19 protein-coding genes and 1 tRNA gene are annotated in these 25,284 nt (G+C 75.4%); 10 read left to right on the top strand and 10 right to left on the bottom strand.

Features of this window, described 5'->3' with window-relative positions; all coding sequences use genetic code 11:
• The first annotated feature begins 33 nt into the window (after nt 1–33).
• Complete coding sequence (locus tag ACFY00_RS21460; protein ID WP_388033042.1) at nt 34–1,449, top strand: hypothetical protein; 1,416 nt, start codon at nt 34–36, stop codon at nt 1,447–1,449.
• 320 nt (nt 1,450–1,769) lie between these two features.
• Here the strand turns inward: ACFY00_RS21460 and ACFY00_RS21455 are convergent, their stop codons facing one another.
• A complete protein-coding gene (locus ACFY00_RS21455; RefSeq protein ID WP_388033041.1) occupies nt 1,770–2,594 on the bottom strand; it encodes a TetR family transcriptional regulator in 825 nt (274 codons plus the stop codon).
• 147 nt (nt 2,595–2,741) lie between these two features.
• Here ACFY00_RS21455 and ACFY00_RS21450 point away from each other — a divergent pair, with 147 nt between their 5' ends.
• From ACFY00_RS21450 to ACFY00_RS21435, 4 genes are all read left to right on the top strand, one after another.
• Nucleotides 2,742–4,193 (top strand): MFS transporter, encoded by a 1,452-nt coding sequence (locus ACFY00_RS21450; protein ID WP_388033040.1) that lies wholly within the window; start codon nt 2,742–2,744, stop codon nt 4,191–4,193.
• Between the two features lie 158 nt (nt 4,194–4,351).
• Nucleotides 4,352–5,020 (top strand): SMI1/KNR4 family protein, encoded by a 669-nt coding sequence (locus ACFY00_RS21445; protein WP_388033039.1) that lies wholly within the window; start codon nt 4,352–4,354, stop codon nt 5,018–5,020.
• 148 nt (nt 5,021–5,168) lie between these two features.
• Nucleotides 5,169–5,687 (top strand): SigE family RNA polymerase sigma factor, encoded by a 519-nt coding sequence (locus tag ACFY00_RS21440; RefSeq protein ID WP_388033038.1) that lies wholly within the window; start codon nt 5,169–5,171, stop codon nt 5,685–5,687.
• An 80-nt stretch (nt 5,688–5,767) separates the two neighbouring features.
• Nucleotides 5,768–6,760 carry a hypothetical protein gene (locus ACFY00_RS21435; protein ID WP_388033037.1) on the top strand — a complete coding sequence of 331 codons (993 nt, stop codon included), beginning with the start codon at nt 5,768–5,770 and terminating at the stop codon, nt 6,758–6,760.
• Between the two features lie 75 nt (nt 6,761–6,835).
• Here the strand turns inward: ACFY00_RS21435 and ACFY00_RS21430 are convergent, their stop codons facing one another.
• The 6 genes from ACFY00_RS21430 to ACFY00_RS21405 form a co-directional block, all read right to left on the bottom strand.
• A complete protein-coding gene (locus ACFY00_RS21430; protein ID WP_388033036.1) occupies nt 6,836–8,707 on the bottom strand; it encodes a flavin monoamine oxidase family protein in 1,872 nt (623 codons plus the stop codon).
• Between the two features lie 115 nt (nt 8,708–8,822).
• Nucleotides 8,823–9,194, bottom strand: a complete 372-nt coding sequence (locus tag ACFY00_RS21425) for a hypothetical protein (protein WP_388033035.1) — start codon at nt 9,192–9,194, stop codon at nt 8,823–8,825.
• Between the two features lie 51 nt (nt 9,195–9,245).
• Nucleotides 9,246–10,823, bottom strand: coding sequence for a hypothetical protein (locus ACFY00_RS21420; RefSeq protein WP_388033034.1), 1,578 nt, complete (start codon nt 10,821–10,823; stop codon nt 9,246–9,248).
• Between the two features lie 111 nt (nt 10,824–10,934).
• Complete coding sequence (locus ACFY00_RS21415; protein ID WP_388033033.1) at nt 10,935–14,600, bottom strand: DUF4132 domain-containing protein; 3,666 nt, start codon at nt 14,598–14,600, stop codon at nt 10,935–10,937.
• Nucleotides 14,601–14,981: 381 nt separating this feature from the next.
• Nucleotides 14,982–15,455 carry a DIP1984 family protein gene (locus ACFY00_RS21410; protein WP_388033032.1) on the bottom strand — a complete coding sequence of 158 codons (474 nt, stop codon included), beginning with the start codon at nt 15,453–15,455 and terminating at the stop codon, nt 14,982–14,984.
• A gap of 67 nt (nt 15,456–15,522) precedes the next feature.
• Nucleotides 15,523–15,610: transfer RNA gene (locus tag ACFY00_RS21405), tRNA-Leu, on the bottom strand.
• A gap of 266 nt (nt 15,611–15,876) precedes the next feature.
• On the opposite strand from ACFY00_RS21405, the gene ACFY00_RS21400 reads away from it, so the two are divergent.
• The 3 genes from ACFY00_RS21400 to ACFY00_RS21390 all read left to right on the top strand — a co-directional run bounded on the left by ACFY00_RS21400 (nt 15,877) and on the right by ACFY00_RS21390 (nt 18,815).
• Nucleotides 15,877–17,199, top strand: a complete 1,323-nt coding sequence (locus tag ACFY00_RS21400; protein ID WP_388033031.1) for a M20/M25/M40 family metallo-hydrolase — start codon at nt 15,877–15,879, stop codon at nt 17,197–17,199.
• A 212-nt stretch (nt 17,200–17,411) separates the two neighbouring features.
• Nucleotides 17,412–17,654 carry a chaplin gene (locus ACFY00_RS21395; RefSeq protein ID WP_033212762.1) on the top strand — a complete coding sequence of 81 codons (243 nt, stop codon included), beginning with the start codon at nt 17,412–17,414 and terminating at the stop codon, nt 17,652–17,654.
• 396 nt (nt 17,655–18,050) lie between these two features.
• Nucleotides 18,051–18,815, top strand: a complete 765-nt coding sequence (locus tag ACFY00_RS21390) for a chaplin (protein ID WP_388033030.1) — start codon at nt 18,051–18,053, stop codon at nt 18,813–18,815.
• A 101-nt stretch (nt 18,816–18,916) separates the two neighbouring features.
• Here ACFY00_RS21390 and ACFY00_RS21385 read toward each other — a convergent pair whose 3' ends face one another.
• Nucleotides 18,917–19,126, bottom strand: a complete 210-nt coding sequence (locus ACFY00_RS21385) for a DUF5703 family protein (RefSeq protein WP_033251932.1) — start codon at nt 19,124–19,126, stop codon at nt 18,917–18,919.
• 362 nt (nt 19,127–19,488) lie between these two features.
• Between ACFY00_RS21385 and ACFY00_RS21380 the strand changes: the two genes are divergently transcribed.
• Nucleotides 19,489–20,094, top strand: coding sequence for a hypothetical protein (locus ACFY00_RS21380; protein ID WP_388033029.1), 606 nt, complete (start codon nt 19,489–19,491; stop codon nt 20,092–20,094).
• Between the two features lie 775 nt (nt 20,095–20,869).
• Here the strand turns inward: ACFY00_RS21380 and ACFY00_RS21375 are convergent.
• Complete coding sequence (locus tag ACFY00_RS21375; protein WP_388033028.1) at nt 20,870–22,993, bottom strand: helix-hairpin-helix domain-containing protein; 2,124 nt, start codon at nt 22,991–22,993, stop codon at nt 20,870–20,872.
• Between the two features lie 30 nt (nt 22,994–23,023).
• The gene (locus tag ACFY00_RS21370; protein ID WP_388033027.1) at nt 23,024–24,001 is read right to left on the bottom strand and encodes an aldo/keto reductase; all 978 of its coding nucleotides are present in this window, start codon (nt 23,999–24,001) and stop codon (nt 23,024–23,026) included.
• A 229-nt stretch (nt 24,002–24,230) separates the two neighbouring features.
• On the opposite strand from ACFY00_RS21370, the gene ACFY00_RS21365 reads away from it, so the two are divergent.
• Nucleotides 24,231–25,277, top strand: coding sequence for an LLM class F420-dependent oxidoreductase (locus ACFY00_RS21365; RefSeq protein ID WP_388033026.1), 1,047 nt, complete (start codon nt 24,231–24,233; stop codon nt 25,275–25,277).
• Nucleotides 25,278–25,284: the final 7 nt, after the last annotated feature.

The raw sequence follows: 25,284 nt of genomic DNA, 5'->3' as shown, positions 1-25,284 counted from the left end.
GTCCTCCCCGTCTCGACGGCCGATCGGAGCTCCGTGTCCCTGCCCCGCCGCGTAGCGCTGCTGTCGCTGCTGCTCGTCGTCCCGCTGCTGCCCGCCGCCCCGGCCTCCGCCGCGCCGCGGATCCAGCAGCGCAGCCTCACCCCGACCAGCGCCCTGCCGGACACCCCGGTCGCGGCGACGCTCTCGGTCGGCTCGCTCAGCACCTGCGTCACCGTCGACGAACTCGGCGTCGGCGTCCGGGACGCCAACCAGCAGAACCTGGACTTCCCCGGCTCGGCCGGGCGCACCAGGATCTGCCCCGGCGGCTACACCCTGACCACCGCGACCCGCAGCTTCCCGGCCGGGACGTACACCGAGTTCGGCTTCTACCGGATCGGCTCGACGTACTACAACCTGCCCAGCCAGACCCTGACCGTCGCCGCGCCCACCGTCCGCCAGCTCGCCCTCGTCCCGACCAAGGCCGTCGCCGACACCCAGGTCACCGGCACGCTCGCGGTGAACTCCACCGCCTGCCTGCACGTCGACGAGGTCGGCATCGGCGTCCGGGACGCGAACCAGCAGGTGCTGGACTTCCCCGGCACCGCCTCCGACGTGCAGCTCTGCCCGCAGGGCTACGTGCTGACCACCGGCTCCCGGAGCTTCGCCGAGGGCACCTACACCGAGTTCGGCTGGTACCGGATCGGCAGCGAGTACCACAACCTGCCGAGCAAGACCCTGACCGTCAGCAAGTCCGTCACCCCGCCGGTCCCGCCGATCCCGACCGGACGGCTGGTGTTCGACGAGAACTTCACCAACCCGCCGCAGATCGGCACCACCTGGAACAGCAGCACCACCAGCGCGTACCGGTACGGCAACCACAACCCGGACGACGACAAGCTCGACTGGCTGCAGCCCGGCGCGCTGAGCACCGCGAACGGCGCCAACGCCTTCACCGCGACCCCCGGGGCCAACCGGCTGGAGAACGGCAAGCAGTCCTGGGACACCGGCCTGCTCACCACCGAGAACACCCAGCAGGGCTTCCAGGTCCGGCCCGGTGACTACGCGGAGGTCCGGCTGCAACTGCCCAGCGGGTACGGCGCCTGGCCCGCGCTGTGGACGTGGAAGGACGGCGGCAACGAGATCGACTCCTTCGAGTACCACCCGGACAACCCGAACCTGCTGGAGCTCTCCAACCGCATCAACAGCGCCGGGACGTACTACACCGACGCCGACGCGATCCACCCCGGCGCCTGGGTCAGCATCGGCGTCCACTACGGGGCCTCCAACAACGACTGGTACATCAACCACAAGCTGGTGTTCTCCGACCACACCGGCACCGGCCCGAACTGGAGCGCCTACCTGATCCTCAACCTGTCGGTCTGCGCGGGCTACTGGCACCCCTCGCCGAGCAACGACAACGCGATCAGCACCGCCGCGGACTACCTGCGGGTGTGGCGCCCCCAGGCCTGACCGGCATCCGCCGAACCCTGCGGGGCGGCACCGGCCCTGGCGCCGGTGCCGCCCCGCAGGGGTGTGTCGGCCCGGAGGTCGGCCCCCGGACGAACTTCTCGGTGGAGCCCCGCGCGCTCCTGCCGCTCGGAGTCGCCCAGGTCTCCCTGGGGCTGATGGTCATGATCGGACCGTGGGTGTCGGACGCCGTGACGAGCTGGGCTCCTTCGCCGAGTGGCGGCACCGGAAGCCGCGCTGAACACCGACCCGGTGGTCGCCCACCAGACCGCCGGTGTCGACAACCTGGGTTGTCGTGGGAGGGTGAAAGAAGGAGCGACAACTCAGGTTGTCGTCGGGGCGGGGGGCGGGACGGGGGCGGTCTCCTCGCGGGGCCAGCGCTTGCGGGCGGCCTGGCGGGTGATGCCCAGGAGTTGGCCGACCTCGGCGAAGGAGGCGCCCCCCGCGAGGGCCTCGCGGGCCAGCCGGTCGACCCGCTCGGCGGCGGCCAGCCGCTCGGCCTCGGCGGCGGCCAGCTCCCGGAGCGGGTCGGGGGCGGGGTCGAGGGGAGCCGGGCGAGGCGGGGGAGCCGGGGAATCCGGTGGGTCCGGGGCCAGCAGCGGGCGCAGGCAGGGGCCGAGCAGGGCGGTCAGCCGTGCGGCGGGGGCCGCGTCGACCTCGGGGACGCGCAGCAGGTAGCGGGAGACCAGCAGGCCCAGCACGACGCTGCCGACCAGGGCGGCGCGCAGCTCGGCGTCCGCGCCGGTGAGGGCGCCGGCGACCGGGCTGCTGCCGGGGTCGGCGACCGCGCAGCGGACCGCCTCGGCGGCCTGCGGGTGCGTCAGCATCGAGCGCAGCACCGGCATGCTGCGGTCGGGGCGGCCGTCGATCTCGGTCAGCACGTGCCCGAGCAGGCGCTCGCCGAGCTGCTCGGGCGGGCCGGAGAGCGCGCCGCCGAAGGGGAGCGCGAGCTCGGCGGCCGAGTCGAACAGCCCCTCCTTGGAACCGAAGTACTTCATCACCAGCGCCGGGTCGACCCCGGCCCGGTGGGCCACCGCGCGCACCGTGGTCTGCTCGTAGCCGAGTTCGGAGAAGAGCGCGCGGGCCGCCGCCAGGATCGCCTGCCGGGTCCGGGTGCGTCGGGGTCCGGCCTGCTCCGGTGCTGTCACGTCGCCTCCTGCCGGTGGGCCGTGGTCGCGGCCGTACTTCAACGCCCGTTGACCAATTGTCCGGGCGTCCCTACCCTGGGGGAGTCTACAAGCGTCGACCGGGGCCCACCCTCGGCGCTTCCCCCGCCCGCGCTCCGGGAGCCCGCCGTGCCGACCCGCGCCCAGCATCCGTCCGTAGTCGAACGACATGGCCCGCCCAAGCCGTCGAGGGCCGGTGCGCGCGCCCTCGCGGTGATCGTCACCTGTCAGCTGATGGTCGCCGTCGACGGCAACATCGTGAACATCGCGCTGCCCCGGATCCAGTCCGGCCTGGGCTTCTCCCCGGACGGCCTGGCCTGGGTGTTCAGCGCCTACGCGCTGGCGTTCGGCGGCCTGCTGCTGCTCGGCGGCCGGGCTGGCGACCTGCTCGGCCGCCGCCGGACGCTGGTCCTGGGGCTGCTGCTGGTGGTCGCGGCCTCGCTGCTCGGCGGCCTGGCCCCGAACGCGGGGGCGCTGATCGCCGCCCGCGCCCTGCAGGGCGTCGGCTTCGCGTTCGCCGCGCCCGCCGCGCTCTCGCTGATCGCCGTGACCTTCGCCGAGGGCCCCGCCCGCACCCGCGCCCTGGGCGTGTTCTCCACCGTCGCGGGCCTGGGCATCACGCTCGGCCTGGTCCTCGGCGGCCTGCTCGCCGCGCTCTCCTGGCGGCTGGTGTTCTTCGTCAACGTGCCGATCGGCCTGGCCGCCGTGCTGCTGGCGCGCCGTCACCTCCCGGAGACCGAGCGGCACCCCGGCCGCCCCGACCTGCCGGGCGCGCTGGCCTCCACCGCGGGCACCACCGCCCTGGTGTACGGCCTGATCCACGCCTCCTCGGCCGGCTGGACCGCGCCCGCCACCGTCACCGCCCTGTTGCTGGGCGCCGTCCTGCTCGCCGCCTTCGTCCTCGTCCAGGCCGGATCCGCCCACCCACTGGTCCCGCTGCGGCTGCTGGCCCGGCGCGACCGCTCCGGCGCGTACGCGGTCTTCCTGCTGCTGTTCGCCGCGATGGGCGGCACGTACGTCCTGCTGTCGCTGTACGTCCAGGACGGGCTGGGCCTGTCCCCGCTGACCGCCGGGCCGGCCTTCCTGCCGCTGGCGCTCGCCCAGTTCGCCGCCGCCCGCAGCGCGCCGGGGCTGCTGCCCCGGTACGGGGCGAAGCCGCTCGTCGTCACCGGCGCCGCGCTGCTGCTGGCCGACAGCCTGTGGCTGGCCGCGACCGGCCCCGGCAGCGGCTACTGGGGCGGCCTGTTCGGGCCGCTGCTGCTGATGGGCGCGGGCCTCGGCCTCGGCTTCGTCCCGCTCAACGCGACCGTCCTGTCCGGCCTCGCGCCCGCCGAGACCGGCGCCGCCTCCGGGCTGCTGCAGGCCGCCCAGCAGGTCGGGCTCTCGCTGGGCGTCGCCGTCCTGGTCACCGGCTACGGCCGCGCCGTGCACGGCAGCGCGCACCCCGCCCGGGCCCCGCTCGCGCACGGCCTGGCCACCGCCGTGACGGCCGCCGCCGCGTTCAGCGCGCTGGCCGTGCTGATCGCCCTGCTCACCCTCGCCCGCCCCGCCCGGCGGGACCGACCCGGCCGCCGCGCCTGACCCGGTTGCCGTGCGCCGGGACCGAACGGCCCCGTCCGCCAACCGACTTGACCGGGCCCCGGTAGGGTCGGGACCGGCCGCACACCACGGCCGCCGCCACCGCCGCCGCCCGGGCCCGGCCGGCGGCACCCACGGGGAACGGACACGGAGACCGCACCATGAGCACCGCCACCAGCGCCCTCGAGCGCCTGCTCGACCTCGCCCGCGGCCCGATGGGCCCGGCCGTCGACCTCGACTTCGGCGTCGAGCAGGGCCCGTTCGCCGAACTCGCCGCGCTGCTCGCCCGGATGAACGGCTTCTTCGTCTTCAACGGCGGCGTCCAGGTCTACCGGGTCGGCGCGGACGGGCTCGGCCCCGAACTGCTGGAGTGGAACGGCGCGGACGCCTGGAAGTCCAGCTACCAGGGCCTCGCCGACGAGGTGTTCTGCTTCGGCCAGGACCTGTTCGGCGTCCAGTTCGGCATCGTCGACGCCGCCCGGGTGGTCCGCTTCGACCCGGAGACCGCCCGGACCACCGACCTCGGCGACAGCCTGGAGGACTGGGCCGCCTGGCTGCTCGCCGACCCCGACGTCAACGGCGCCCACTCCTTCGCCCACGCCTACATGCAGGCCAACGGCCCGCTCCCGGTCGACCAGCGGCTGCTCCCGCGCCGGTTCTTCGTCCTCGGCGGCGAGTGGACCCACGACAACCTCGTCCCCGAGGACGCCGCCGCCGCGATGCGGGTGCGCGGCCCGTTCGCCCACGCCACCCGCGACCTGCCCGACGGCACCCGACTGAAGATCGAGGTCCAGCAGCCGTCCGACGAGACCGCGGGGCAACGGGCCTGACGGGCCCGCCGGGCAAGGGGCCTGACGCCCCGCCAGCTCCGCCGTCGGTCATCGTTACGGAGTCTTTACCTCCGGCGCGCGACGGACCCGCCCGCCCGCGGCGTGTCTCCAGGACGTCGACGAAACACCTTTCCACCCGGGGGACCACATGACCGAGGAACTCGGCTTCGACGAGTTCGCGGCCAGCAGGGCACGCCGCCTGTTCCACCTGGCGTACCTGATGTGCGGGGACTGGCACCAGGCCCAGGACCTGGTGCAGACGGCGCTGTCCAAGCTCTACCCCGTCTGGGGGCGGCTGCGGCGCGGCGACGGCGAAGCGGGCATCGACGCGTACGCCCGCAAGGTGCTGCTGCGCTGCTACCTCTCGCACCGGCGGCTGCGCCGCTCCACCGAACTCGCGGTCGACGAGTTCCCCGAGGAGCCGTCGATCGGCGCGCACGAGGGCAGCTCCGCCGCCCTGCGGATCACCCTGACCGCCGCGCTGCGCCAACTCCCGCCCCGCAACCGGGCCGCCGTGGCGCTCCGCTACCTGGAGGACTACAGCCTGGAGGAGACCGCGGAGGCGATGGGCATCACCGTCAGCGCGGTCAAGAGCCTCAACTCCCGCTCGATGGCCCGCCTGCGCGCCATCCTCGGCCCCGACCGGGCCCTGCTGCTCCAGGACTGACCGCACCCCCGCTCCAGGACCCGCCCGCACCCCGCCCGTTCCCGCGACACCCACCTGCCAGTACGGAAGGCATCGGAACCTTGGACCCGGACCTCGACCTGGAGCTCTCCGCCATGATGGAGACGAGCGTCAAGGACCTGTGCGTGCCCGTCGCGGTGATCGTCGCGGAGAGCGGTCGGCGCGGCCGCCGCCGCAAGCTGGCCCGGCAGCTGCGGATCGCCGGGGCGACCCTCGCCGTCGCCGCCGTCGCCTTCGCGGGCGCGAACGCCGGACTGCCGCTGGTCGAGGCCGGTCCGCGCACCGGTACCGAGGTCGGCCCCGCCGCCCCGGCCGGGCCCCCCGCCACCGCGCCGCGCACCCCGGCCCCCACCCTCTCCGTGGACCCGAGCCCCAGCCCCAGCGCCAGCGCCAGCGCCACCGGGACGGCCGGGCGCCGCAAGGGCAAGCAGCTCCCGCTCGCCCCCGTCCCGGTGCTCGGTACGCCGCGCGCGGAGGTCACCGCCAACCCGAGCGCCTTCTCCGCGCAGTTCGTCGAACCGGCCGTGTTCGACGACCTGCGGGTCATGCTGGCCGAGCGACAGGGGAAGCTCGCCCCGGGCCCCTCCTTCCACGTCGAACGCGGGGACAACGCCTCCGCCGTGTACCTGTCGTACGGCGACGGCACCGAGCCGGGCAGCATGGAGCTGCGGCTCGGCCGCACCGAACTGCCCTTCCCCGCCGACGGCAGCGACCCCGGCCCCGGCGAGGCCCCGTTCCGCTGCGGCGAGGACAGCGGCACCGCGGGCAACCACAGCACGGCCTGCTTCGGGGGCTACCTCCCCGACGGCCGCTGGGAGCTGATCGAGACGGACGACTCCCGGATCCCCGGCCTCCACAGCTACCGCGTCGCGCTCTGGTACCCGAACGGCACCGTCCTCGACTTCACCGAGTACGCCGGCCTCGTCACCGACGTCGACCGGCCGACCGCGCACGTCCACGCCGAACCCCCGCTCGACCTCACCGTCTGGCGCTCCGTCACCGAGAGCCCGGTGTGGACGTACTACACCCCCGCCCGGGGCGGCCCCGCCGACTGAGCCGGCCCACCCGGCCCGCCCGGACGGGCCTGGACGCGCGTCAGCTCAGTGCAGTGCAGCTCAGCTCAGCTCAACTCAGCCGGAGGTGAGCTGGACGGCCGCCTCCACGCCGGAGGCGATCGCCCCGGTGATCCACGCGTGGTAGCGCGGCTGGCAGTGGTCGCCCGCGAAGAACAGCCGGTCCGCGACCGGGGCGGCGACCTGCGGGCCGAGGCTGAGCAACTGGCCGGGGGTCTCGATGACGGCCTCGCCCAGCGCCCAGCGGTTGCGCAGCCAGGACTGCGAGACGTGCCGGTCGGTGGCGTAGCGGCGGATCCGCTCGCCGAACAGGCCCGCCAGGTGGTCGAGCGCCTCGGTGTGCCGGTCGGCGGGGGTGAGCGCGTCGAAGCGCAGCGCGTCCTCGGCCCAGCTGTAGGCCGCCAGCACGATGCCGCCGGGCGCGCCGTCGTCGCTCGGGTGGGAGGGGAAGTAGACGAACCGGCTGGCCTCGTCCGAGACGCAGCCGCCGCCGACCGCCCCGACCGCGTCCCCGTGCGGGGCGGGCCGGTAGTCGGCGCCGAGCTTCGCCCGCCAGGTGTCCTCGTCCCACTCCCACCAGCGCTCGGTGAACTCGACCAGCACCTTGTGCGCGGTGTCGTGCTTGAGCTCGGCGATCGCCCGGCGCTTGCCGTACGGCAGGATCGGGTCGAAGTCGACGTGCCGCAGCGCCGCGTACGGCACCGCCAGCACCACCGCGTCCGCCCGGTACTCGCACCGGTCGCCGCCGACCGCGCCCTCGCAGGCCTCGTCCTCGGGGCCGCTCTCCGGCTCGGCGACCACCGTCACCCCGCCGTCGCCGAGGCGCACCCGCGTGACGACCCGGCCGCGCTCGATCGGCAGGCCCTTCGCGAGCGCCTCGGTCAGCGCGTCGGTGCCCGCGCTGAACTCGAAGTACGTCACCGCCGGGTTGATGTCGGACGCGTCGAACACCGAGTGCAGGAAGCCGTACGACAGGCGGCTGGTCAGGTTCTCCAGCGTGCCCACCGCCTGCACCTGGGCGTCGCTCCAGCCCTCGCCCTCCTGCAGGTAGCGCAGCAGCGAGTAGCCGTCCAGGTCGTACAGCAACTGCGCCATGCCGGTGACCCGTTGCTCGATCGGCCGGTCGCTCCAGGAGCCGTCGCCGTTCCTCACCATGGTGTACGCCCGGGCGGTGTCCAGCGCGCGGTCGAAGGCGGCGGCCGCGGTCTGGGTGCTGTCCCAGCCGAAGCTCTTGTTCACCGGGCCCGGGTCGGCCGCGTACGCCGCCTTGCTGACGGTCTGCCCGTTGACGTGCACCAGCCGCCCGCCCAGGCCCTTCGGCGCGGTGTACGCGGGGGCGCTGCCGGTGGCGAACTCCTCGCCCGTCCACGACCGGTAGACCACCCGGGCGTCGCCGGAGACCAGGTCGGGGGAGGGCGGGACGTCCACCAGGTGGAAGGGGCGGCGCGGCACCCCCAGGTGGTCCGCCAGCGCGAGGGTCAGCACGTGGCTGGAGGGGATGCGCATCGCGCCCGCCTCGGCGTGCAGCCGCGGGTCCTGCCACACCTCGCCGCGGAAGGTCTTCACCCGCCCGCCGACCCGGCTCCGGTTCGCCTCCAGCACCCGCACCCTGTGCCCGGCCGCCAGCAGCAGCCGCGCGCACACCATGCCCGCCACGCCCGCGCCCACCACCAGCACCTCGCGCGGCGCGGCGGGACGCAGCCGCTGACGCCCGGTCAGCAGCTTCAGGTAGTCCAGCGTCAGGTCACGGTGGTCGGCGTCGGTCAGCAGGATCCGGCGCGCCATGGTCAGCGCCGCCTGCTGCCGGGTCGGGTCGGGTGGCGGGGCGGCCGCGCCGGCGGCCCGGGAGAGGCCGGCCCCGGGGCCGGCCAGGGCGGCGGCGGTCATCGCACCGCCGGAGGCAAGGAACAGTCCGCGTCGAGAGATCACCCGCCACACCCTGGCAGCGCCGACCCGCCCGACACGCCACCTCCGCCCACGAACGGCCCCGCCGTCACCCGCCCGGGGGCGCTCGACGCACCGACCGGCGCGCGCCCCCATCGGCTCACCCCTCCCGGGGCGGCGTCCACGCCGGATCGCCGTCCGGCGGGGCCGGGGTGACCGTCCAGGTGCTGCGGTCGGCGTCCGGATTCCAGTAGGCCACGGTGGTGCCGTCGTTGCGGCCGTCGTCGTAGTACATCCGGTGCGCCCAGTACTCGGGCTCCTCGTGGCACATCAGGTCGGGGTAGGGCTCGAACTCGTGCGTTCCCCAGCGGTGGTTCATCCGGGCCACGGCCTCGGCCCGGGAGGCGCCGAACGACTCCAGCACGGCGGTCATCTCCAGCAGGAACTCCGCCATCCCGGCGTCCGCCCGCATCACCAGCCCGTGCGCGGGCAGCGTCACCTCCCCGGCAGGGCTCCCGTCCTCCTGCTCCACCTGCGGTGCCTCCCCCCTGCGGCCGCTCCGCGGCGGACCGTGCTCCGCACGTTACCCGGTGACCCCGCGGGACGGCGGTCCTCCGGGCGCGGGTGGTACGGACGGCGGCCGCGACGGCGGGTGCGCGGGGCGCGGGGCGCGCGGCAGGCCGCCGATCAGGGTGGTGACCACGCTGCCGACCAGGGCGTAGGCGAGGGCCCGCAGGCAGGAGGTCGACCAGGGGAGCCGGGCACTGGAGTCGGCGACGGCGTGCAGGAAGGTCGTGACCCCCACCAGCGCCCCCACCCCCAGCAGGACCACCGTGTTCCGGTGGCCCGGGTAGGCGAACGGCGGGCGCCGCCACAGCAGGGCCGTCCACGGGAGCGCCAGCGCCACCACCAGCCAGAGCAGCCACGGCAGCCAGCGCCCGTGCAGGAACGGCAGGACCAGCAGCCAGCAGAACGGCAGGGCGGTGCGCAGCGCCAGCCGCCACAGAAGGCGCGACGGAACGGACGGGCCGCCCGCGCGCAGGCGGCGCGCGCCCAGGCCGGTGAGGACCGCCGCCGTGCTCGCGACGAAGGACACCGGCACGGCCGCCATCATCCGCAGCACCCCGTCGCCCTCGGACGAATCGGGCCGCGGCGGCAGCGGGACGGCGGTCCAGCGCCCGTCCGCGGTCCGCACCTGCAGGCCGTGGTAGGGGTAGCGGACGATCACCGTGTGCCCGCCGCCGGGGACGGCCGCCAGCACCAGTTGGCACGGCGTCGGCACCGGCGGCCGGGAGGCCGCGGTGGCCGAGGAGGGCGCCTGCGACCACGTGGCGGCCGCGGACGGCACCGGCGTGCCGTCCCCCGGCAGGGGCTCCGCCCCCGGCGGGAGGTACTCCGCCTGCCAGCTGGCCCGCCCGTCCCGGCTGACCTCCACCGGCAGCCCGTACCCCAGGGCCCGGAAGCAGAGGTGCGGATCCTCGGGCAGGCACTGCCCGTCCGCCGCGTCCGCAGCCGCAGCGGTGCCCGCAGCACCGGCGGGCGGCGCGGTGGCCTTCCCGCTGCCGGGGTCGAGCCGCCAGGTCAGGCCGCCGTCCTCGCTGGTCCACCGACGGGCGTCGTACAGCACCGGTCTCCCGTCCTCGCTCCACAGCGCGGCCTCCGGCACCGTCGCCGCCGAGGTCGCGGCCGTCGCCAGCACCGCCAGCGGCACCGCGACCAGCCCCAGCACCCGCCGCGCCCGCCGCAGCGGCTGCGGCCGTGCGCTGCACCGCCACAGCCACCAGGCCACCGCGAGGACGGGCAGGGCCAGCAGGTCGGTCCGGTCGGCGACGGTGCGGCTCGGCACGCCCGTCAGCGCCGACCAGCCACGCGACGCCCAACCGGCCCCCGCCGCCGAGGACTTGGCCACCGCGAAGGTCACCGCCGTGAGGGCCAGCCCGAGTTGCGCCGCCCGCTCCCCGCGCAGCCGCGCCAGCGCCGTCGCGGGCAGCGCCAGCAGCGGCGGGACGACCAGCATCCACGCCACGTCACTGACCTTGCCGGTCACCGCCCCGGGCCACGCCCGCTTGCCCACCTGATCGTTGAACGCCAGCACGGCGATGGCCAGCAGCGTCCCCGGGTGCCCCGCCCAGCGCAGCACCCGCCCCCCGTCGTTGCGCATGGGAACGAGTCTCCCGACGCCGCGTCACGTCCCGGCCACGGCGGCGTCTCGCTCCCGCAGCCGGGCCACGGCGGCGGGAGCGGGGGAGGGAGCGGGGGAGGGGGCCGACCGTCACCCGGCGGTGACCTCCTCCAGGTCGACGAGCAGTTCGGAGGCGGTGACCGGGTCCAGGTCGCCGTAGCGCAACGGGTAGTCGCGGCTGCGCCAGTGGTCGCCGGGCGAGGAGTCCAGCCAGACCGTCTCGAAGGTCTGGTCGGGGAACATGTCCACCACGCCGACCGCGATGCCCTCGTCCAACTGGATGACCAGGTGGCAGCCCTCGCCGAGCCGCTTGGAGAACCAGCGCTCCACCCCGGCGTCCTGCGGCTCGCCGCGCTCCCAGCCGCGCTTGGTCAGGCCCAGCAGCCGGCCGACCGGAACGGTGCGGCCCTCGAAGCGGTGCAGCCGGTTCGCGGCGGCCTCCTCGGGGGTGAACCGGCGGACGGGACGGCCGAGTTGCGGGAACGGCTGGAGGATCTCGTAGTCGGCGAACAGCTCCGACCACCGCCCCACCCGCTCCTCGCCCAGGTGCAGCGGATGGGCGATCCGGACGGTCGCGTCCGCGGGGAGGACGAAGGCCTCGTCGTCCGCGTCGGCGAAGGTGCGGTCCTCGGCGACCCGGAACGCGGTCGCCTCCCCGCCCTCCCCGGCCGGGACCGCCAGCCAGACCAGTCGCCGGGCCAGGTGCCACACCAGCGGGTGCTCGACGAACAGCGAGGTGAACTCATCGACGCTCCACGAGCGTTGGGCGACCATCGCCCCCTCCAGGCGGCGCAGCTGGTCGCCCGCGACGGTGCGCACGTCCTTCTTCAGCGCCATGAAGCGCCTGCGCTCGGCCGGGGCCAGCTCCGGGTCGTCCTTGACGCCCGGCGCGGGCAGGTCCTTGCGCCGCTTGCCGTCGGCGTCCAGCACGTACGGGCGCAACTGCTCGTCGAAGCCGACGGTGAACGTCCGGCTGCCGTAGTCGATCACCGTGGTGCCGTCCGGGCCCAGGCCCAGGTCCGGCACCAGGCGGTCGGCGAGCTGCTCGGGCGTCAGGCCCAGGCCCTCCGCGACCTCGGCGATCTTCTCCTGGGCCCGGGCCTTCAGCGCCTTGAACTTCACCCGCTGCGCGATGCCGTGCAGGTGCAGCAGCGCCAGGTCGGTGCCGATCGCGGCCAGCACGTCCAGGCCCTCGACGGCCCGCTGGTGCGCGCCCTGCCCCGGCCACTCGCGCACCACCGGGGTCAGCCGGCGCACCGTCGTGTCGTCGCCCAGCACCCCCAGTGCGGGCAGCACCCAGCTCTCCTTCGACGGCATCCCGGCCTGCTGCCACTGCTCGAACAGCGCCCAGCCGAACTCGGCCAGCCCGTCCGCCCGGCAGGTCTCCGCCACCACGGCCAGCCCGGGGTACGGGACACCGGGCTTGGACATCGCCAGCATCGTCAGCACGTGCCGCACCGCCTCCGCGGGCAGCGCCAGCGGCTCCTGGGCGGGCCCGCGCAGCAGCAGTTGCGGCAGGACGGCGGGCTGCGCCCAGACCGGCAGCACCGGCATCCGGGCCGGGAGGGCGTTCTCCAGCGGGTCCGCGGCCAGCGCCTCCGCGACCACCTCCGCGGCCGGGGCGCCGTAACGCGCCTCCACCGCGGCGAGCAGCGCCGCCTCCCCGGCGTCCGCGGCGACCAGCCGCAGCGCCTGCTCGGCGGCGCCCCGCTCCCGCCCGGCCGGGCCGACCGCGTCCGGGACCAGCAGCAGGGCGCCCGCCACCCCGTGCCGGGCGAACCACGAACGGGCCGTCGCGTGCACCGACTTGAGCCGCACCAGGCCGTCCGCCAGCAGCCGGGCCGCCCCCACCGCGCGGAACGGCAGCAGCAGCGAGGAGAGCGTCGCGGGCTTGGCCCGGGCGACGTGCAGCACCATCGGCAACGCCACCGCGCCGTACCTGGCCACCACCGGCGGCAGGCACTCCGACCCGCCCCACAGGTCCTCCGGCCGCCACTCGGCGAGGGCCGGGGCCAGCGCCTCCACCGGGCCCTGCACCAGCAGCCGGGACGGGGACCAGAGGTTGTGGGACTCGCCCAGCACGGTCTTCGCCTGGGCTGCCCAGTCGGTGTCCGCCGGGAACCGCCACCCGGAGAAGACCTCGACCTGGCCCCAGCGCTCCTGCTCCCCGGGCCGCCAGACCAGCTCCACGCCCTCGTCCGGCCGCAGGCCCTCCAGCACCCGGGCCTTGCGCCGGACGCGCGGACGCGTCCACGGCGGCGAGACCAGCAGCGGCGGCAGCGCCTCCGGCGCGGCCTCGGCGACCTGCGGACCGGCGCCGTCCAGCTCCGCGACCAGCGCGGCCGTCGCCTCGTCCAGCCGCGGCAGGATCTGCGGCAGCAGCTCCCGGTGCAGCCGCAGGTGGGTGTCGAGCAGCGACCGGGCCGTCGCCCCGTCCCGCCCGCCCCGCGCCGCCGCCTCGGCCAGCAGCCGCACCGCCCGCACCGGGTACCGCTGCGCGGCCTCCTGCACCGCCGGACGGACGTGCTTGCCGTCCAGCTTGGTCAGCAGCAGCCGGAAGGCCTCGTCGGACGGGAAGCGGGCCAGCGCGGCGGCGATCCGCTGCTCCTCGTCCGTCCCGTACGTCCGGTCGAACCCCTCGCCCACCAGCCGGGCGGCGCGCACGCCGACGCTGTCGGCGACGGTCGCGATCATCTGCACCGTCCAGCCGCGCCAGGCCGCCCAGGGGGTGCGGACGAACGCCTCCGCCTGCGCCGGGTCGTCCAGCGAGCAGAGCAACTGCTGCTGCAGCTCGGCCTTGTCGCCGTCGTGGTAGTGGGGCATGTCCGCCAGGCACTCGTCCATCCAGCCGGGCACGCCCGGGGCCAGGAAGGAGGCCGTCGCCCGCTGCCGGGCCGTGCCCCGGTGCTCGGCGAGGACCGCGAGCACCTCCCGGTACTCCGCCTCCGGCGCGGCGGCGAGCAGGGCGCGCAGCCGCTCCCCGACCGGGAGGACCTCCCTGGTGCGGTAGTACGAGTGGACGGTCCGCGGCCGCAGCTCGATCTCCGAGACGTCGCGCCCGGACTGCAGGTAGTGGGTCTCCACCGCGTACGTCGCCAGCACCGCGCGCACCGCGAAGGACAGCCCGTGCCGGGCCGTCCAGACGTCCGCGAACAGCCTCTGCTCCGCGGCGTCGGCCTGCCACGCGGCCGGCAGCATGCTCGCCACCGCCGCCGCGCCCACCGCGTCCGGCGCGCCCGCCAGGTAGGCGCGCGCGGCCCGCACCAGCTCCGGGTCGGAGGCCGGGGCGTCCAGCACCCGCTCCACCCAGTCCCCGCGGTCGGCGATCCGCCGCCGCTCCCGCTCCAGCGCCTCCGGCCCGGGCCGGGACACCTCCGGCACCCGGCCCCCGCGCCGCGGCAGCACCAGCCGCCGCCAGGCGTCGGGCAGCACGAACGCCTCCTCGTCCGGCAGTTCGCGCACCCCGGCGACCTCCCCGGCCGCGACCTCCGCCTCCCGGACCTCCCCGGCCCCGACCTCCCGGCCCTGCCCGGCCTGCCCGCCCTCCCCGGCAGCGACCTCCGCGTACCCCTTGCGCTCCTTCTCCGCGACCTGCTTGGCGAAGTGCGCCGCCGCGGCGTCGGCCGAGGCCAACTCCTTCAGCTGCTCCCGCCCCTCGGCACCGATCCGCCCGTAGCGCACCCGCACCGCGGCGCCCTCGACCGCCGCCTCCCAGAACTTCGCAGAACCGCCCCCGACGAGCTCCCAGCGCCGCACAGCCCACTCCTCCACGCCCTGACCACCCGATGATCGACACCCGGAACCCTAGCCACGGCCCCCGACAGCCCCCACCGGCCGGTCCACCGGTCCCGCCGGTCCCGCCGGGAGAACGGACGCGGGGGCCGCGCCATGCGCACGGCCCCCGCGTCGGGGTGTGGGGCACCCCGTTCCCGCCCTCGTCGTCGTCGGATCTGCACACGGTGATGAGCCGTACGGTCTGCTCCGTCACTTGTGCCCGGTGCTGAGCTGCATCGTTGACGGGGAATCGAACCCCAGCGTTGCCCTCCACGCACCAAGGGTCGGATGAACCGCCGACCGCGGTCTGTGCACGCCTCCGCCGCGACTACCCGCTCCCCACACCCGGTCCTCGTGGGGAGATCAGTCCTCGATCAGGTCGATCTCCCAGTTGGTGCGCTGGATCAGGGTGTCCACCTCCCGGATCTCCTTCGCCAGCGCGTCCGCCTCGGCCCGCAGCTCGGCCACCGGCAGCGCCGACAGGATCCGCAGCTCCGACCGCAACTGCCGCACCGCCCCGCGCTGGTCGCGCCCGGACGCGGCGTCCGCCGCCGAGGTGACCACCGAGTGCCGCAGCCGCAGCACGTCCCGCCGGGCCAGGGCGTCGGTGAGCGTGCCCCCGCCCTCCACCACGGCGGCCGAGTTCGTCCGGTTGATCCGCCGGATCAACCGCTCCAGTTCGTCCAGCACCTCCCCGGCCTGCGCCAGCACCTCGCCCGCGTCCTCGGGGGGCTCCTCGCCCTCCTGGTAGCGCGCGCTGCCGACGACCCGCGCCCGCAACTGCTCCACCTGACGCACCGCCGCCGCCCGCTGCGCGAGCGCCTCCGCCAGCTTCACCGAACCCTCACCCCTGCCCGTCGGTCCCGGAACGCAAGAGACCCCCGCCGTAGCAGGGGTCCCACACTGGTGTCCGAGGGGGGACTTGAACCCCCACGCCCGATAAAGGGCACTAGCACCTCAAGCTAGCGCGTCTGCCATTCCGCCACCCGGACCGGGTGTCGTCCTCGCGGGGCGACCCGCGCTGACACGGACAACAGTAGCAAAGATCGACTGCCAGACCCAAAACCGGGGGCGCGGGGGAGGCCGGGGCTTCGAAAGTGGGCGGGGCAGGGCGCTGTGAGGAGTGTCGGTGGGATATGCCCTTGGGGCCGGACGGGCGCTGGGGGAGGATGGCGGGACGGCGCCCGCGGCCCCCGACCGGGGTCGGGGCGGCGCGGGCCGCAGCCGCGCCGGGGCGGGCAGACACGAGGTGGGAGCGATGAGCGTGGGCAGCGAGCGCGCGGTGACGGCCGAGTCGGAGGTCGCGGAGATCTGCCGCGACCTGATCCGGATCGACACCAGCAACTACGGCGACGGTTCCGGCCCGGGGGAGCGGAAGGCCGCCGAGTACGTGGCCGAGCAGCTCGCCGAGTTCGGGCTGGAGCCGCAGATCTTCGAGTCGGCCAAGGGCCGGGCGTCCACGGTGGTCCGGATCGAGGGCGAGGACCGGTCCCGGCCCGGCCTGCTGATCCACGGGCACACCGACGTCGTCCCGGCCAACGCCGACGACTGGACGGTGCACCCGTTCTCCGGCGAGATCACCGAGGGCTGCGTGTGGGGCCGCGGCGCCGTCGACATGAAGGACATGGACGCGATGACCCTCGCGGTGGTCCGCGACCGGCTGCGCACCGGCCGCAAGCCCCCGCGCGACCTGGTGCTCGCGTTCCTGGCCGACGAGGAGGCGGGCGGCACGTACGGCGCCCGGTTCCTGGTGGACCGGCACCCCGAGCTGTTCGAGGGCGTCACCGAGGCGATCGGCGAGGTCGGCGGCTTCTCCTTCACCGTCAACGACCAGGCCCGGCTGTACCTGGTGGAGACGGCGGAGAAGGGCATGCACTGGATGCGCCTGACCGTCGAGGGCCGGGCCGGGCACGGTTCGATGGAGAACGACGACAACGCGATCACCGAGCTGTGCGAGGCGGTGGCCCGGCTCGGCCGGCACCAGTTCCCGCTGCGGATCACCAAGACCGTCCGGGCCTTCCTGGACGAGCTCTCGGACGCGCTGGGCGTGCGGCTCGACCCGGAGGACATGGACGAGACGCTGCGGGTGCTCGGCGGCATCGCCAAGATGATCGGCACCACCCTGCGCAACACCGCCCAGCCGACCATGCTCGGCGCGGGCTACAAGGTGAACGTGATCCCCGGCCAGGCCACCGCGCACGTGGACGGCCGCTTCCTGCCCGGCTACGAGGAGGAGTTCCTGGCCGAACTGGACAGCGTCCTCGGGCCGCGGGTGAAGCGCGAGAGCCTGCACCACGACAAGGCGATCGAGACCAGCTTCGACGGCGCCCTGGTCGAGGCCATGCAGACCGCGCTGCGTGCCGAGGACCCGATCGCCCGGGCCGTCCCCTACTGCCTGTCCGGCGGCACCGACGCCAAGTCCTTCCAGGACCTGGGCATCCGCTGCTTCGGCTTCGCGCCGCTGCAGCTCCCGCCGGACCTGGACTTCGCGGGGATGTTCCACGGCGTGGACGAGCGGGTGCCGGTGGACGGCCTGAAGTTCGGCGTGCGGGTGCTGGACCGGTTCATCGACCTGGCCTGAACGGTCGGAGCGGGAGGGGGCACGGGAGTCGGAAATCGTATTGGTCCGCCCAGCATCAGAGCTGTCGAGCATCCGAAATGGCGATCACCTGTTCGCTTGATCACTTCAACGGGTGAATGCGTTTCCGGCTCCGTGTCCCGGCCGCGGCGGCTTCGTTCTTCCGTGTGCAGCCCGGGGGAACGGGCTGGAAACGACCAGGAGGAACAGTTCAGATGAAGGCCAAGAAGATCGCTGCCGTTGTCGCCGCCACCGGTGGCCTGGTGCTCGCGGGCGCCGGCGCCGCCTCGGCGCACGGCGGCGCGCACGCGGACGGCTCCGCGGTCGCCTCCCCGGGTGTGCTCTCCGGCAACCTGATCCAGATCCCGGTGCACGTCCCGGTGAACGTCTGCGGCAACACCATCAGCGTGATCGGCCTGCTCAACCCGGCGTTCGGCAACGCCTGCCAGAACGTCTGAGCCGGTCCCGCCGCTGACCGGCGGGCCGTCCGACCCCGAGTTCCCGCCCCCGCGCGACCCCCGTGTCGCGCGGGGGCGGCCGCGTTCCGGGGGGTGACCGAGAGGTCCTCCGGGAACGCGGCCGCCCCGGTCGGGTGAACGGTGCGGTTCCCGGGAAAGGGTGCGGCTCACCCGATCGGATGAACTGACTGCAGATGGCTCAACCATCACCGTTAAGGGTCGTTGGAGTAGTGCCGCTGCCGTTTCGGCAGGCAATTCCGACTATCCGATCACCGGTCGGTTTCAGGTCCAGGACGTGCGGAAATTCGACGTCGCCGGACCGGACCGGACCGGACCAGAACGAGAAACCTAGGGGAGTCAATGCGACAGGTCGCCAGGAAAGGCATCCTCACGGCCATGGCCACCGGCAGCGTGCTGGCCTCGACCGCGGGCTACGCCCACGCGGCCGCCGATGCGCACGGCGTGGCGGCCAACTCGCCGGGCGTGGGCTCCGGGAACTCGGTGCAGGTGCCCGTGGAACTGCCGGTGAACGCCTGCGGCAACACGATCAACGTGATCGGCCTGCTGAACCCGGCGTACGGCAACGACTGCGCCAACGTCAGCACCCCGAGCCACCAGGGCACCGGGGGCCACGGCGGCAGCACCGCAGCGCCGGGCTCCGCCGCGAGCGGGACGACGAGCAACTCGCCCGGCGTCGCCTCGGGCAACGACGTCCAGGTGCCGGTGGCCGCGCCGGTGAACGCCTGCGGCAACTCGGTCGACGTGGTGGGCCTCGGCAACCCGGCGTTCGGCAACGACTGCGGCAACACCGGCACCCCGCACCACCACCCGACCACCCCGCCCCCGCACACCCAGCCGCCCGGCGACGACTGCCCGCCCGAGCAGACCGGCGGCGACCACGGCACCCCCCCGAGCACGCCGACCACCCCGGGCAGCGACCGCACCGGCGGCCCCAACGGCGACCAGCCGTCCACCCCCGCAGTCAACCAGCCGTCGACCCCCGGCACCGTGACCCAGGCCCGGGCCGCCGCCCCCGCCGGGCAGGCGCAGCTGGCCTCGACCGGTGCGTCCGGCCTGGAGGTCCTGGCCCCCGCCGGTGTCGCGCTGCTGCTCGGCGGCGGCGTGCTCTACCGCCGCTCGCGGGCCCTCGCCCGCCGCTGACCGCCCTCAGGGCGGCACCGGTACCGCGCCCGCGCCCGGGCACCCCGCCGCACGGAGCTGCGGGGTGCCCGGGCGCGGGCGTCACGGGTGCCGGGTGACCGCTACCAGGTGGAACGGACCTGCCGGATGATCTTCCGCTTCAGCCGGACCGTGCGGCTGCCGTCTGGGAACAGCCGGAGCCGGTCGAGCTCCCAGTTCCCGTACTCGGCGTGCTCGGTCAGGAGCTGGCGCGCGGCGTTCCGGGTCGTGCCGCGCGGCAGGCGGAGCGATTGGTACTCGTACTCCGGGAGCCGGACCGTTTTGGTAGGGATCAAGACCTCTCCTCCGCTGCTGGACTGCCTGCAAGCCTACGGCGCGTCGCCGTCGGGCGGCCGGTTCGGGTGCGGCCCGTCCGGGCGGACGGTCCGAGCCTCGCCCGGCCCGAGCTGATCGTCAATCAGTTTTCCGGTACCGGAAGGGATACCCGCGCCGGGCCGCGCCGATGCGCGGCCGGAGGCGGACGGGAGCGGGGCCGGAGCGGGGGAGGGGGCGGTGCCAGGAGCGGGGGAGGGCCGGGAAACGGCGGTCGCAGAAGCACCCGGAACGGACATCCGGGGTGAACTTGCCCGGTTTTAGCGGCTGTAGGTGACAACCGCTGTGCGTGTCGTCGCCGGGTGGGGATAGCGTCTGCACCATGTCTGATGCCGCGCAGCTGACCATCACCGAGGTACGGGCCGCCGCAGAGGCGGTCAAGGCCGCCATCGACCGCCACCTGCAGGCCGTCTCCAACTCCACCGAACCCGGCGATCCGGTCGTCGTCCACGCCTACGAGGAGCTCGCGGCGGCGGCCATCGCCTACGACCAGATCCTGTACGAGGTCTACGACGAGGTCACCCCCTTCGAGATCCCCGGCGACGACGCCGGGACCGGCTACCAGGGGCCCGACCACCCCGAGGCGATCAGCGTGCTGATCCGCCGCGACTACCTGATCGCCGACCCGAAGCGACTGCGCGCCCAGGCCGAACGGGTCGACGAGTCGCTCGTGCCCGGCGGGGGCGCCGAGGGCGAGGTGACGGCGGCGATCGGCGTCCTGTTCGGCGAGTACGAACCGGACGAGATCGCCGCCCGGGCCGAGGAGTTCGGCCTGGAGGAGGGCGACTCCACCCTGTGGGTTTCGGCCACCGAACCGGCCGACCCCGGCGAGTGGCTGCCCGAGCCCTTCGAGGGCGCCGACCCGGAGCTGCTGATCTGCCGCTTCGACGTCAGCGAGGTCTACGACGACGAGCTCGACGAGCTCTGACCCGGAGGACCGCTGAACCGCGGGCCCGTACGAGGCAGGGGGGCCGTCCGCCGGTGACCCGGTGACGCGACCCGGGACCGGGGCACCGGCCGCACCCGTGCGGTCGGTGCCCCGGCCTCCGTGCGTCCGGGAACGCCGGGAGCGCCAGGAAGGGGCGATCCGAGACCTCCCGGCTCCGGCGGCGCGGCAGCGGGAACGGTGCGCCGACGGACGGCCGAGCACTTCTCCCGACCTGCCCGGAATCCCGAGTTCCCCCCCCGGGGCCTCGGCGGTATTCCCCGAATTCCCGCGCCGACCGGGCCGCCCCCGACCGCTCACCGCCCGACCCCACCGGGCCCGCCGCCCGTTTCCGCCCCGCCCGCCGCGCGGCCGCGAAAGGCGCGTGAGCCGGATCACTTCGCACAATTCAAGCCCGTCCGGGACGAATTTCGGCTAACGTTCGGACCGCAACGGAGTCGCATTCCGGTGCTCCGACTCGGGGGAGCGGAGCGTCGAAATGCGGTCGCCGGTGCGGCCGTACGTCGCACGGGGGACTGCTGCCGGTCCACGGCGGGCGAAGGAGAAAGGCGCCTCGACGTCGAGGCGCCAGGGGGATTGCGGCGGCTCTCCCCCGCCCGAGCCCGTCGAACGGTTGGCCCGGCAGCAGCGTGTACGTGTTCCGCGGGTGCGGGGGTGGGCGTCGTCCACCCCCGCACCCGCGGTGTTTCCGGGCCGCCCCGCGACCGGGCCCCGTCGCGTCCGGGCCACCATGCCGCCGGGTTACCCCATGCCCGGGCTACTGCGCGGTGAGGACGGAGCGCAGCCGGGTCGTGCGGTCCGGCGCGGGCCGCTCCGCGACCGCCTGGGCCAGCGCCGGGCCCGCCGCGTGCACCACCGACAGGTGCCGCTCCGCGCGGCCGAACGCCGAGTACACCCACTGCCTGGTCAACTGCCCGGCCGCCTCCGGCGGCAGCACCACGACCACCGCGGGCCAGCGCCGCCCGACCGCCTGGTGGGCCGTCACCGCCCAGCCGTGGCGCAGCTTCCCGGCCTGGGCCGGGGTCAGCGTGATCCGGCCGCCGTCGGCCAGTTCCACGTGCAGGCCGCTCGCGTCGCCGTCCAGCACCCGCCCGGGCAGGCTGACGCCCAGCGCGGGGGAGTGCACCACCCGGTCGCCCGGGTCGAAGCCGCCGAACCGGCCCGGGCCGGGGTTCAGCCGGGCCTTGGCCGCCGCGTTCAGCGCCCGCGTCCCGGCCGGGCCGCCGTGGCCCGGGGTCAGCAGCACCGTCTGCTCGGGCGGCACGGACAGCGCCCGCGGGATCGAGTCGGTGAGCAGTTGGACGGCCCGGTGCACGGCCTCCCCGCCGTCCTGCGCGGTGAGGATCACCACCTCCTTGTCCGGCGCGTCCACCGGCAGCAGCTCGCCGACGCCGACACCGGACACCAGCTCGCCGATCGGCCCGAGGTCCGGCGTCCGGGACGCCACCGCGGGGCAGGCCCGCGCGGCCCGCAGGTCGGCGAAGAACCGGCCCGGACCGGCCGACCACAGGCCCTCCGGGTCCCCGGACAGCACCAGCCGGGCGCCGTCCGGCACCGCCTCCAGCAGCGTCGCGGCGGTCTCCACGTCCAGCAGCGGGGCGTCCAGCACCACCAGCACGTCCAGTTCGAGGGTGCCGTCCACCGCGCGCGGCACGTCGGCGCCGGAGAGCAGGTCGCTCAGCGTGCCGATCCGCCCGGCGGCGGGGGAGCCCTCGGGCAGCAGCGCCGCCAGCGCGTCCCGCCCCTGGCCGGTCCAGGTGGCCGCCCAGACCCGCAGGCCCAGTCCGGCCGCGGCGTGCAGCAGCGCGGCGGGCTCGGCCCGGGCCGCCTCGCCGCCGGTGTGCAGCACCAGGCCGGAGTCGGCCGCGGCCCGCACCAGCTCCTGCGCGGAGCGCGGCGCCGCCGCCGCGGCCTCCGCCCAGGCGGCCGGGCCGGGCCGCGCGGGCGCGCCGCCCTCCTCCGGCTCCCCGTCGGTGCCGGGCGCGAAGGTGGACAGCAGCCGGACCAGGCCCTCGCCGAGGCTCTCCTCCGCCAGTGCCAGCCGCTCCAGGGCGAGCACGGTGCGGACGGGCGGCTCCTCGTCCTCGTCGTGGCTGCCCGGCGGCATCGGCAGCTCCTCCTGGAACGGCATCACCCGCCCGTCCTCCAGCACCGCCTGCAGCGCGCCCTCCGGGTCCGGGACCCGCTGGGTGCGCAGCGCCTCCGCGACCTCGCCGAGCTCCTGCGCCGAGTGCCCGCGCAGCGCGGCCTGCTCCAGCAGCCAGGCGACCAGCGCCTGGGCCCGCCGCGGATCGCCCGGCTGGGCGGCGGGGCCGAGCAGGCCCTTGGCGAAGCCGTCCGCGTGCTCGGGGCGCACCCCGGGCAGCGACAGCACCGCCCACGGGTCCTCCCGCAGCAGCTCGGCCGCGCCCTCGCCGAGCTCGGCCAGCGCGGTGGGCGCCAGCTCGGCGGGCGCCCCGCCGACCGCCAGCACCTCGCCGACGGCCGCCAGCGCGGCCCGGCGCTGCGCGTCGTCGAGCGGGGCGGGCCGGTCCGCCGGGGCGGACGGGCGGCGGACCGGACGGGCGGCGGCGGACGGCTCGGCGGCGGGCGCGTCGGCGACGGGTCGGTCCGCCACGGCCTCGTCGGCCGCGGCCCCGTCGGTCACCTCTTCGTCAGCGGCCGGTAGGTCGACGTCACGCGGACGGGGCGGGGCGACGATGTCGTTCGCGTTGATCGCGCCGATCGCCTTGGCCAGCGCGGCCACCGCGGCGGCGCGCTCCGCACCGGTGAGCGGCGTGCCGGGGCCCGCCGTCGGCTCCGGCGCGACCGTCGGCTCCGCCGGGCGCTCCGCCCGGCTCTCGGCCCGGTTCTCGGCCGGGCTCTCCTCGGGGATGGTCATCGCGGGAAGGCTCCTTCGACGGGCGGGCGGCTACAGCTCCGTCCAGCCCTGGTCCGGGTAGCGGTGCACCGGGGCCGACACGTCGTCCAGCGCAGCGCGGATCTCACCCGGAAGCGTAAGGGCCTCGACCGACAGCGAGGACTGCAGCTGGGCGGCGGTGCGGGCGCCCAGCAGGGTCGCCGACACGCCGGGACGGTCGCGGACCCAGGCGAGGGCGACCTTGAGCGGGGTGGAGGCGAGCCCGTCGGCGGCGGTGGCCAGCGCGTCCACGATCCGCCGGGAGCCCTCGCCCAGGTACGGCTGCACCGGGCCGGTGGGGTACGGGGAGGCACCGCGCGACTCCGGGGGCACGCCGTGCCGGTACTTGCCGGTCAGCACGCCCCGGCCGAGCGGCGAGCAGGCCAGCAGGCCGACCCCGGCGTCCAGCGCGGCGGGCAGCGCCTCGCGCTCGATGCCGCGCTGCAGCAGCGAGTACTCCAGCTGGACGGAGGCCAGCGGGGTGCTGCCGGGCACCGCGTGCTGCCGGGCCGCGGACTTGGCGAGCTGCCAGCCGCTGTACTGGCAGACCCCGACGTACCGGGCCCGGCCGGAGGAGACCGCCAGGTCGAGCGCGTGCAGGGTCTCCTCGGTGGGGGTGGCCGGGTCGTACGCGTACACCTGCCACAGGTCGACGTGGTCGGTGTTCAGGCGGCGCAGCGAGGCGTCCAGGGCGGTCAGCAGGTGGCCGCGGGAGGCGTCGGGGCGGCGCGAGCCGGGCCGGGCGCCCGCCTTGGTGGCGATCACCAGCTCGGAGCGCGGGACGAGGCCGTCGGTCAGCCGGGACAGCAGGTACTCGGCGCCGCCGTCCGCGTACACGTCGGCGGTGTCGACCAGGGTGCCGCCCGCGTCCACGAACGCCTTCAACTGCTCGGCGGCCTCGTGCTCGTCGGTGTCCCGGCCCCAGGTGAGGGTGCCCAGACCGAGCCGGGAGACCCGCAGGCCGGTCCGGCCGAGCTGTCGCTGTTCCATCGCGCCCTCCGTCACGCCCGCTGTGCCAATCGTGTCGGCGCAGGTCGGGGGCGTTGCCCCCCACGTGCTGTGAGGGTAGCGGCGAAACCCCCCGGGGCCCGGGAGCACCCGCGCGCCGCGCCGCCGCGCGCGCCCCGGTGTGACCCGCACCACCCCTACCGGTCGGTAGCACGACCTCCGCCGGGGCGGCTACGCTCACCCGCACCACCGGACTGGAAGGCTTGGGCACATGCGACTCGGGATCAACCTCGGCTACTGGGGACTCGGCCTGGACGCCGACAACATCGCGGTCGCCCAGGAGGCCGACCGCCTCGGTTACGCGGTCTGCTGGGCCGCCGAGGCGTACGGCTCGGACGCCGCCACCGTGCTGTCCTACGTGGCCGCCAGGACCGAGCGGATCGACGTCGGCTCGGCGATCTTCCAGATCCCGGCCCGCACCCCCGCGATGACCGCGATGACCGCCGCCACCCTGGACACCCTCTCCGGCGGCCGCTTCCGGCTCGGCCTCGGCGTCTCCGGCCCGCAGGTCTCCGAGGGCTGGTACGGCGTCAAGTTCGACAAGCCGCTGGCCCGCACCCGCGAGTACGTGGAGATCGTCCGCAAGGCGATGTCCCGCGAGCGGTTGGTCCACGACGGCGCCCACTGGACGCTCCCGCTGCCCGGCGGCCCCGGCAAGCCGCTCAAGCTCACCGTCCACCCCGTCCGCGAGCGCATCCCGCTGTACATCGCCTCCATGGGCCCCAAGAACCTCGAACTGACCGGCGAGATCGCCGACGGCTGGCTCGGCCTCTTCTTCGCCCCCGAGCACGCCGCCCTCTCCACCGAAGCCCTCGCCGCGGGCCGCGCCAAGGCGGGGCTCACCCTCGACGGCTTCGACCTCTGCCCCACCGTCAACATCGCCGTCGGCGAGGACGTCGAGGCCGCCGCCGACACCCTGCGCGACTACACCGCCCTCTACCTCGGCGGCATGGGCAGCAAGGAGAAGAACTTCTACAGCCAGCTCGCCCGCCGGATGGGCTTCGAGCAGGCCGCCGACGAGGTCCAGACCCACTACCTGGCCCGCGACAAGGCCGCCGCCGCGGCCGCCGTCCCGCACGACTTCATCGACGCCACCGCCCTGCTCGGCGACACCGCCCGGATCGCCGACCGCATGCAGGCCTACGCCGCCGCGGGCGTCACCACCCTCACCCTCGCCCCGGCCGGCTGGACGCTGGAGGAGCGGATCGCCGCCCTGCGCACCGGCGTCGAGGCCCTGGAGCGCGCCGGGCTCGCCTGACCGGCAG

The organism is Kitasatospora sp. NPDC001540, assembly GCF_042894345.1.
GTDB lineage: Bacteria > Actinomycetota > Actinomycetes > Streptomycetales > Streptomycetaceae > Kitasatospora > Kitasatospora phosalacinea_C.
This window is presented reverse-complemented; position numbering and strand designations above follow the sequence as displayed.

What these genes read in the sequence shown, in the direction of transcription:
- ACFY00_RS21370 (WP_388033027.1), bottom strand. Translation starts at nt 24,001, where the DNA reads ATGGAACAGCGACAGCTCGGCCGGACCGGCCTGCGGGTCTCCCGGCTC.
- ACFY00_RS21380 (WP_388033029.1), top strand. Translation starts at nt 19,489, where the DNA reads ATGTCTGATGCCGCGCAGCTGACCATCACCGAGGTACGGGCCGCCGCA.
- ACFY00_RS21375 (WP_388033028.1), bottom strand. Translation starts at nt 22,993, where the DNA reads ATGACCATCCCCGAGGAGAGCCCGGCCGAGAACCGGGCCGAGAGCCGG.
- ACFY00_RS21420 (WP_388033034.1), bottom strand. Translation starts at nt 10,823, where the DNA reads ATGCGCAACGACGGGGGGCGGGTGCTGCGCTGGGCGGGGCACCCGGGG.
- ACFY00_RS21445 (WP_388033039.1), top strand. Translation starts at nt 4,352, where the DNA reads ATGAGCACCGCCACCAGCGCCCTCGAGCGCCTGCTCGACCTCGCCCGC.
- ACFY00_RS21440 (WP_388033038.1), top strand. Translation starts at nt 5,169, where the DNA reads ATGACCGAGGAACTCGGCTTCGACGAGTTCGCGGCCAGCAGGGCACGC.
- ACFY00_RS21390 (WP_388033030.1), top strand. Translation starts at nt 18,051, where the DNA reads ATGGCCACCGGCAGCGTGCTGGCCTCGACCGCGGGCTACGCCCACGCG.
- ACFY00_RS21365 (WP_388033026.1), top strand. Translation starts at nt 24,231, where the DNA reads ATGCGACTCGGGATCAACCTCGGCTACTGGGGACTCGGCCTGGACGCC.
- ACFY00_RS21395 (WP_033212762.1), top strand. Translation starts at nt 17,412, where the DNA reads ATGAAGGCCAAGAAGATCGCTGCCGTTGTCGCCGCCACCGGTGGCCTG.
- ACFY00_RS21400 (WP_388033031.1), top strand. Translation starts at nt 15,877, where the DNA reads ATGAGCGTGGGCAGCGAGCGCGCGGTGACGGCCGAGTCGGAGGTCGCG.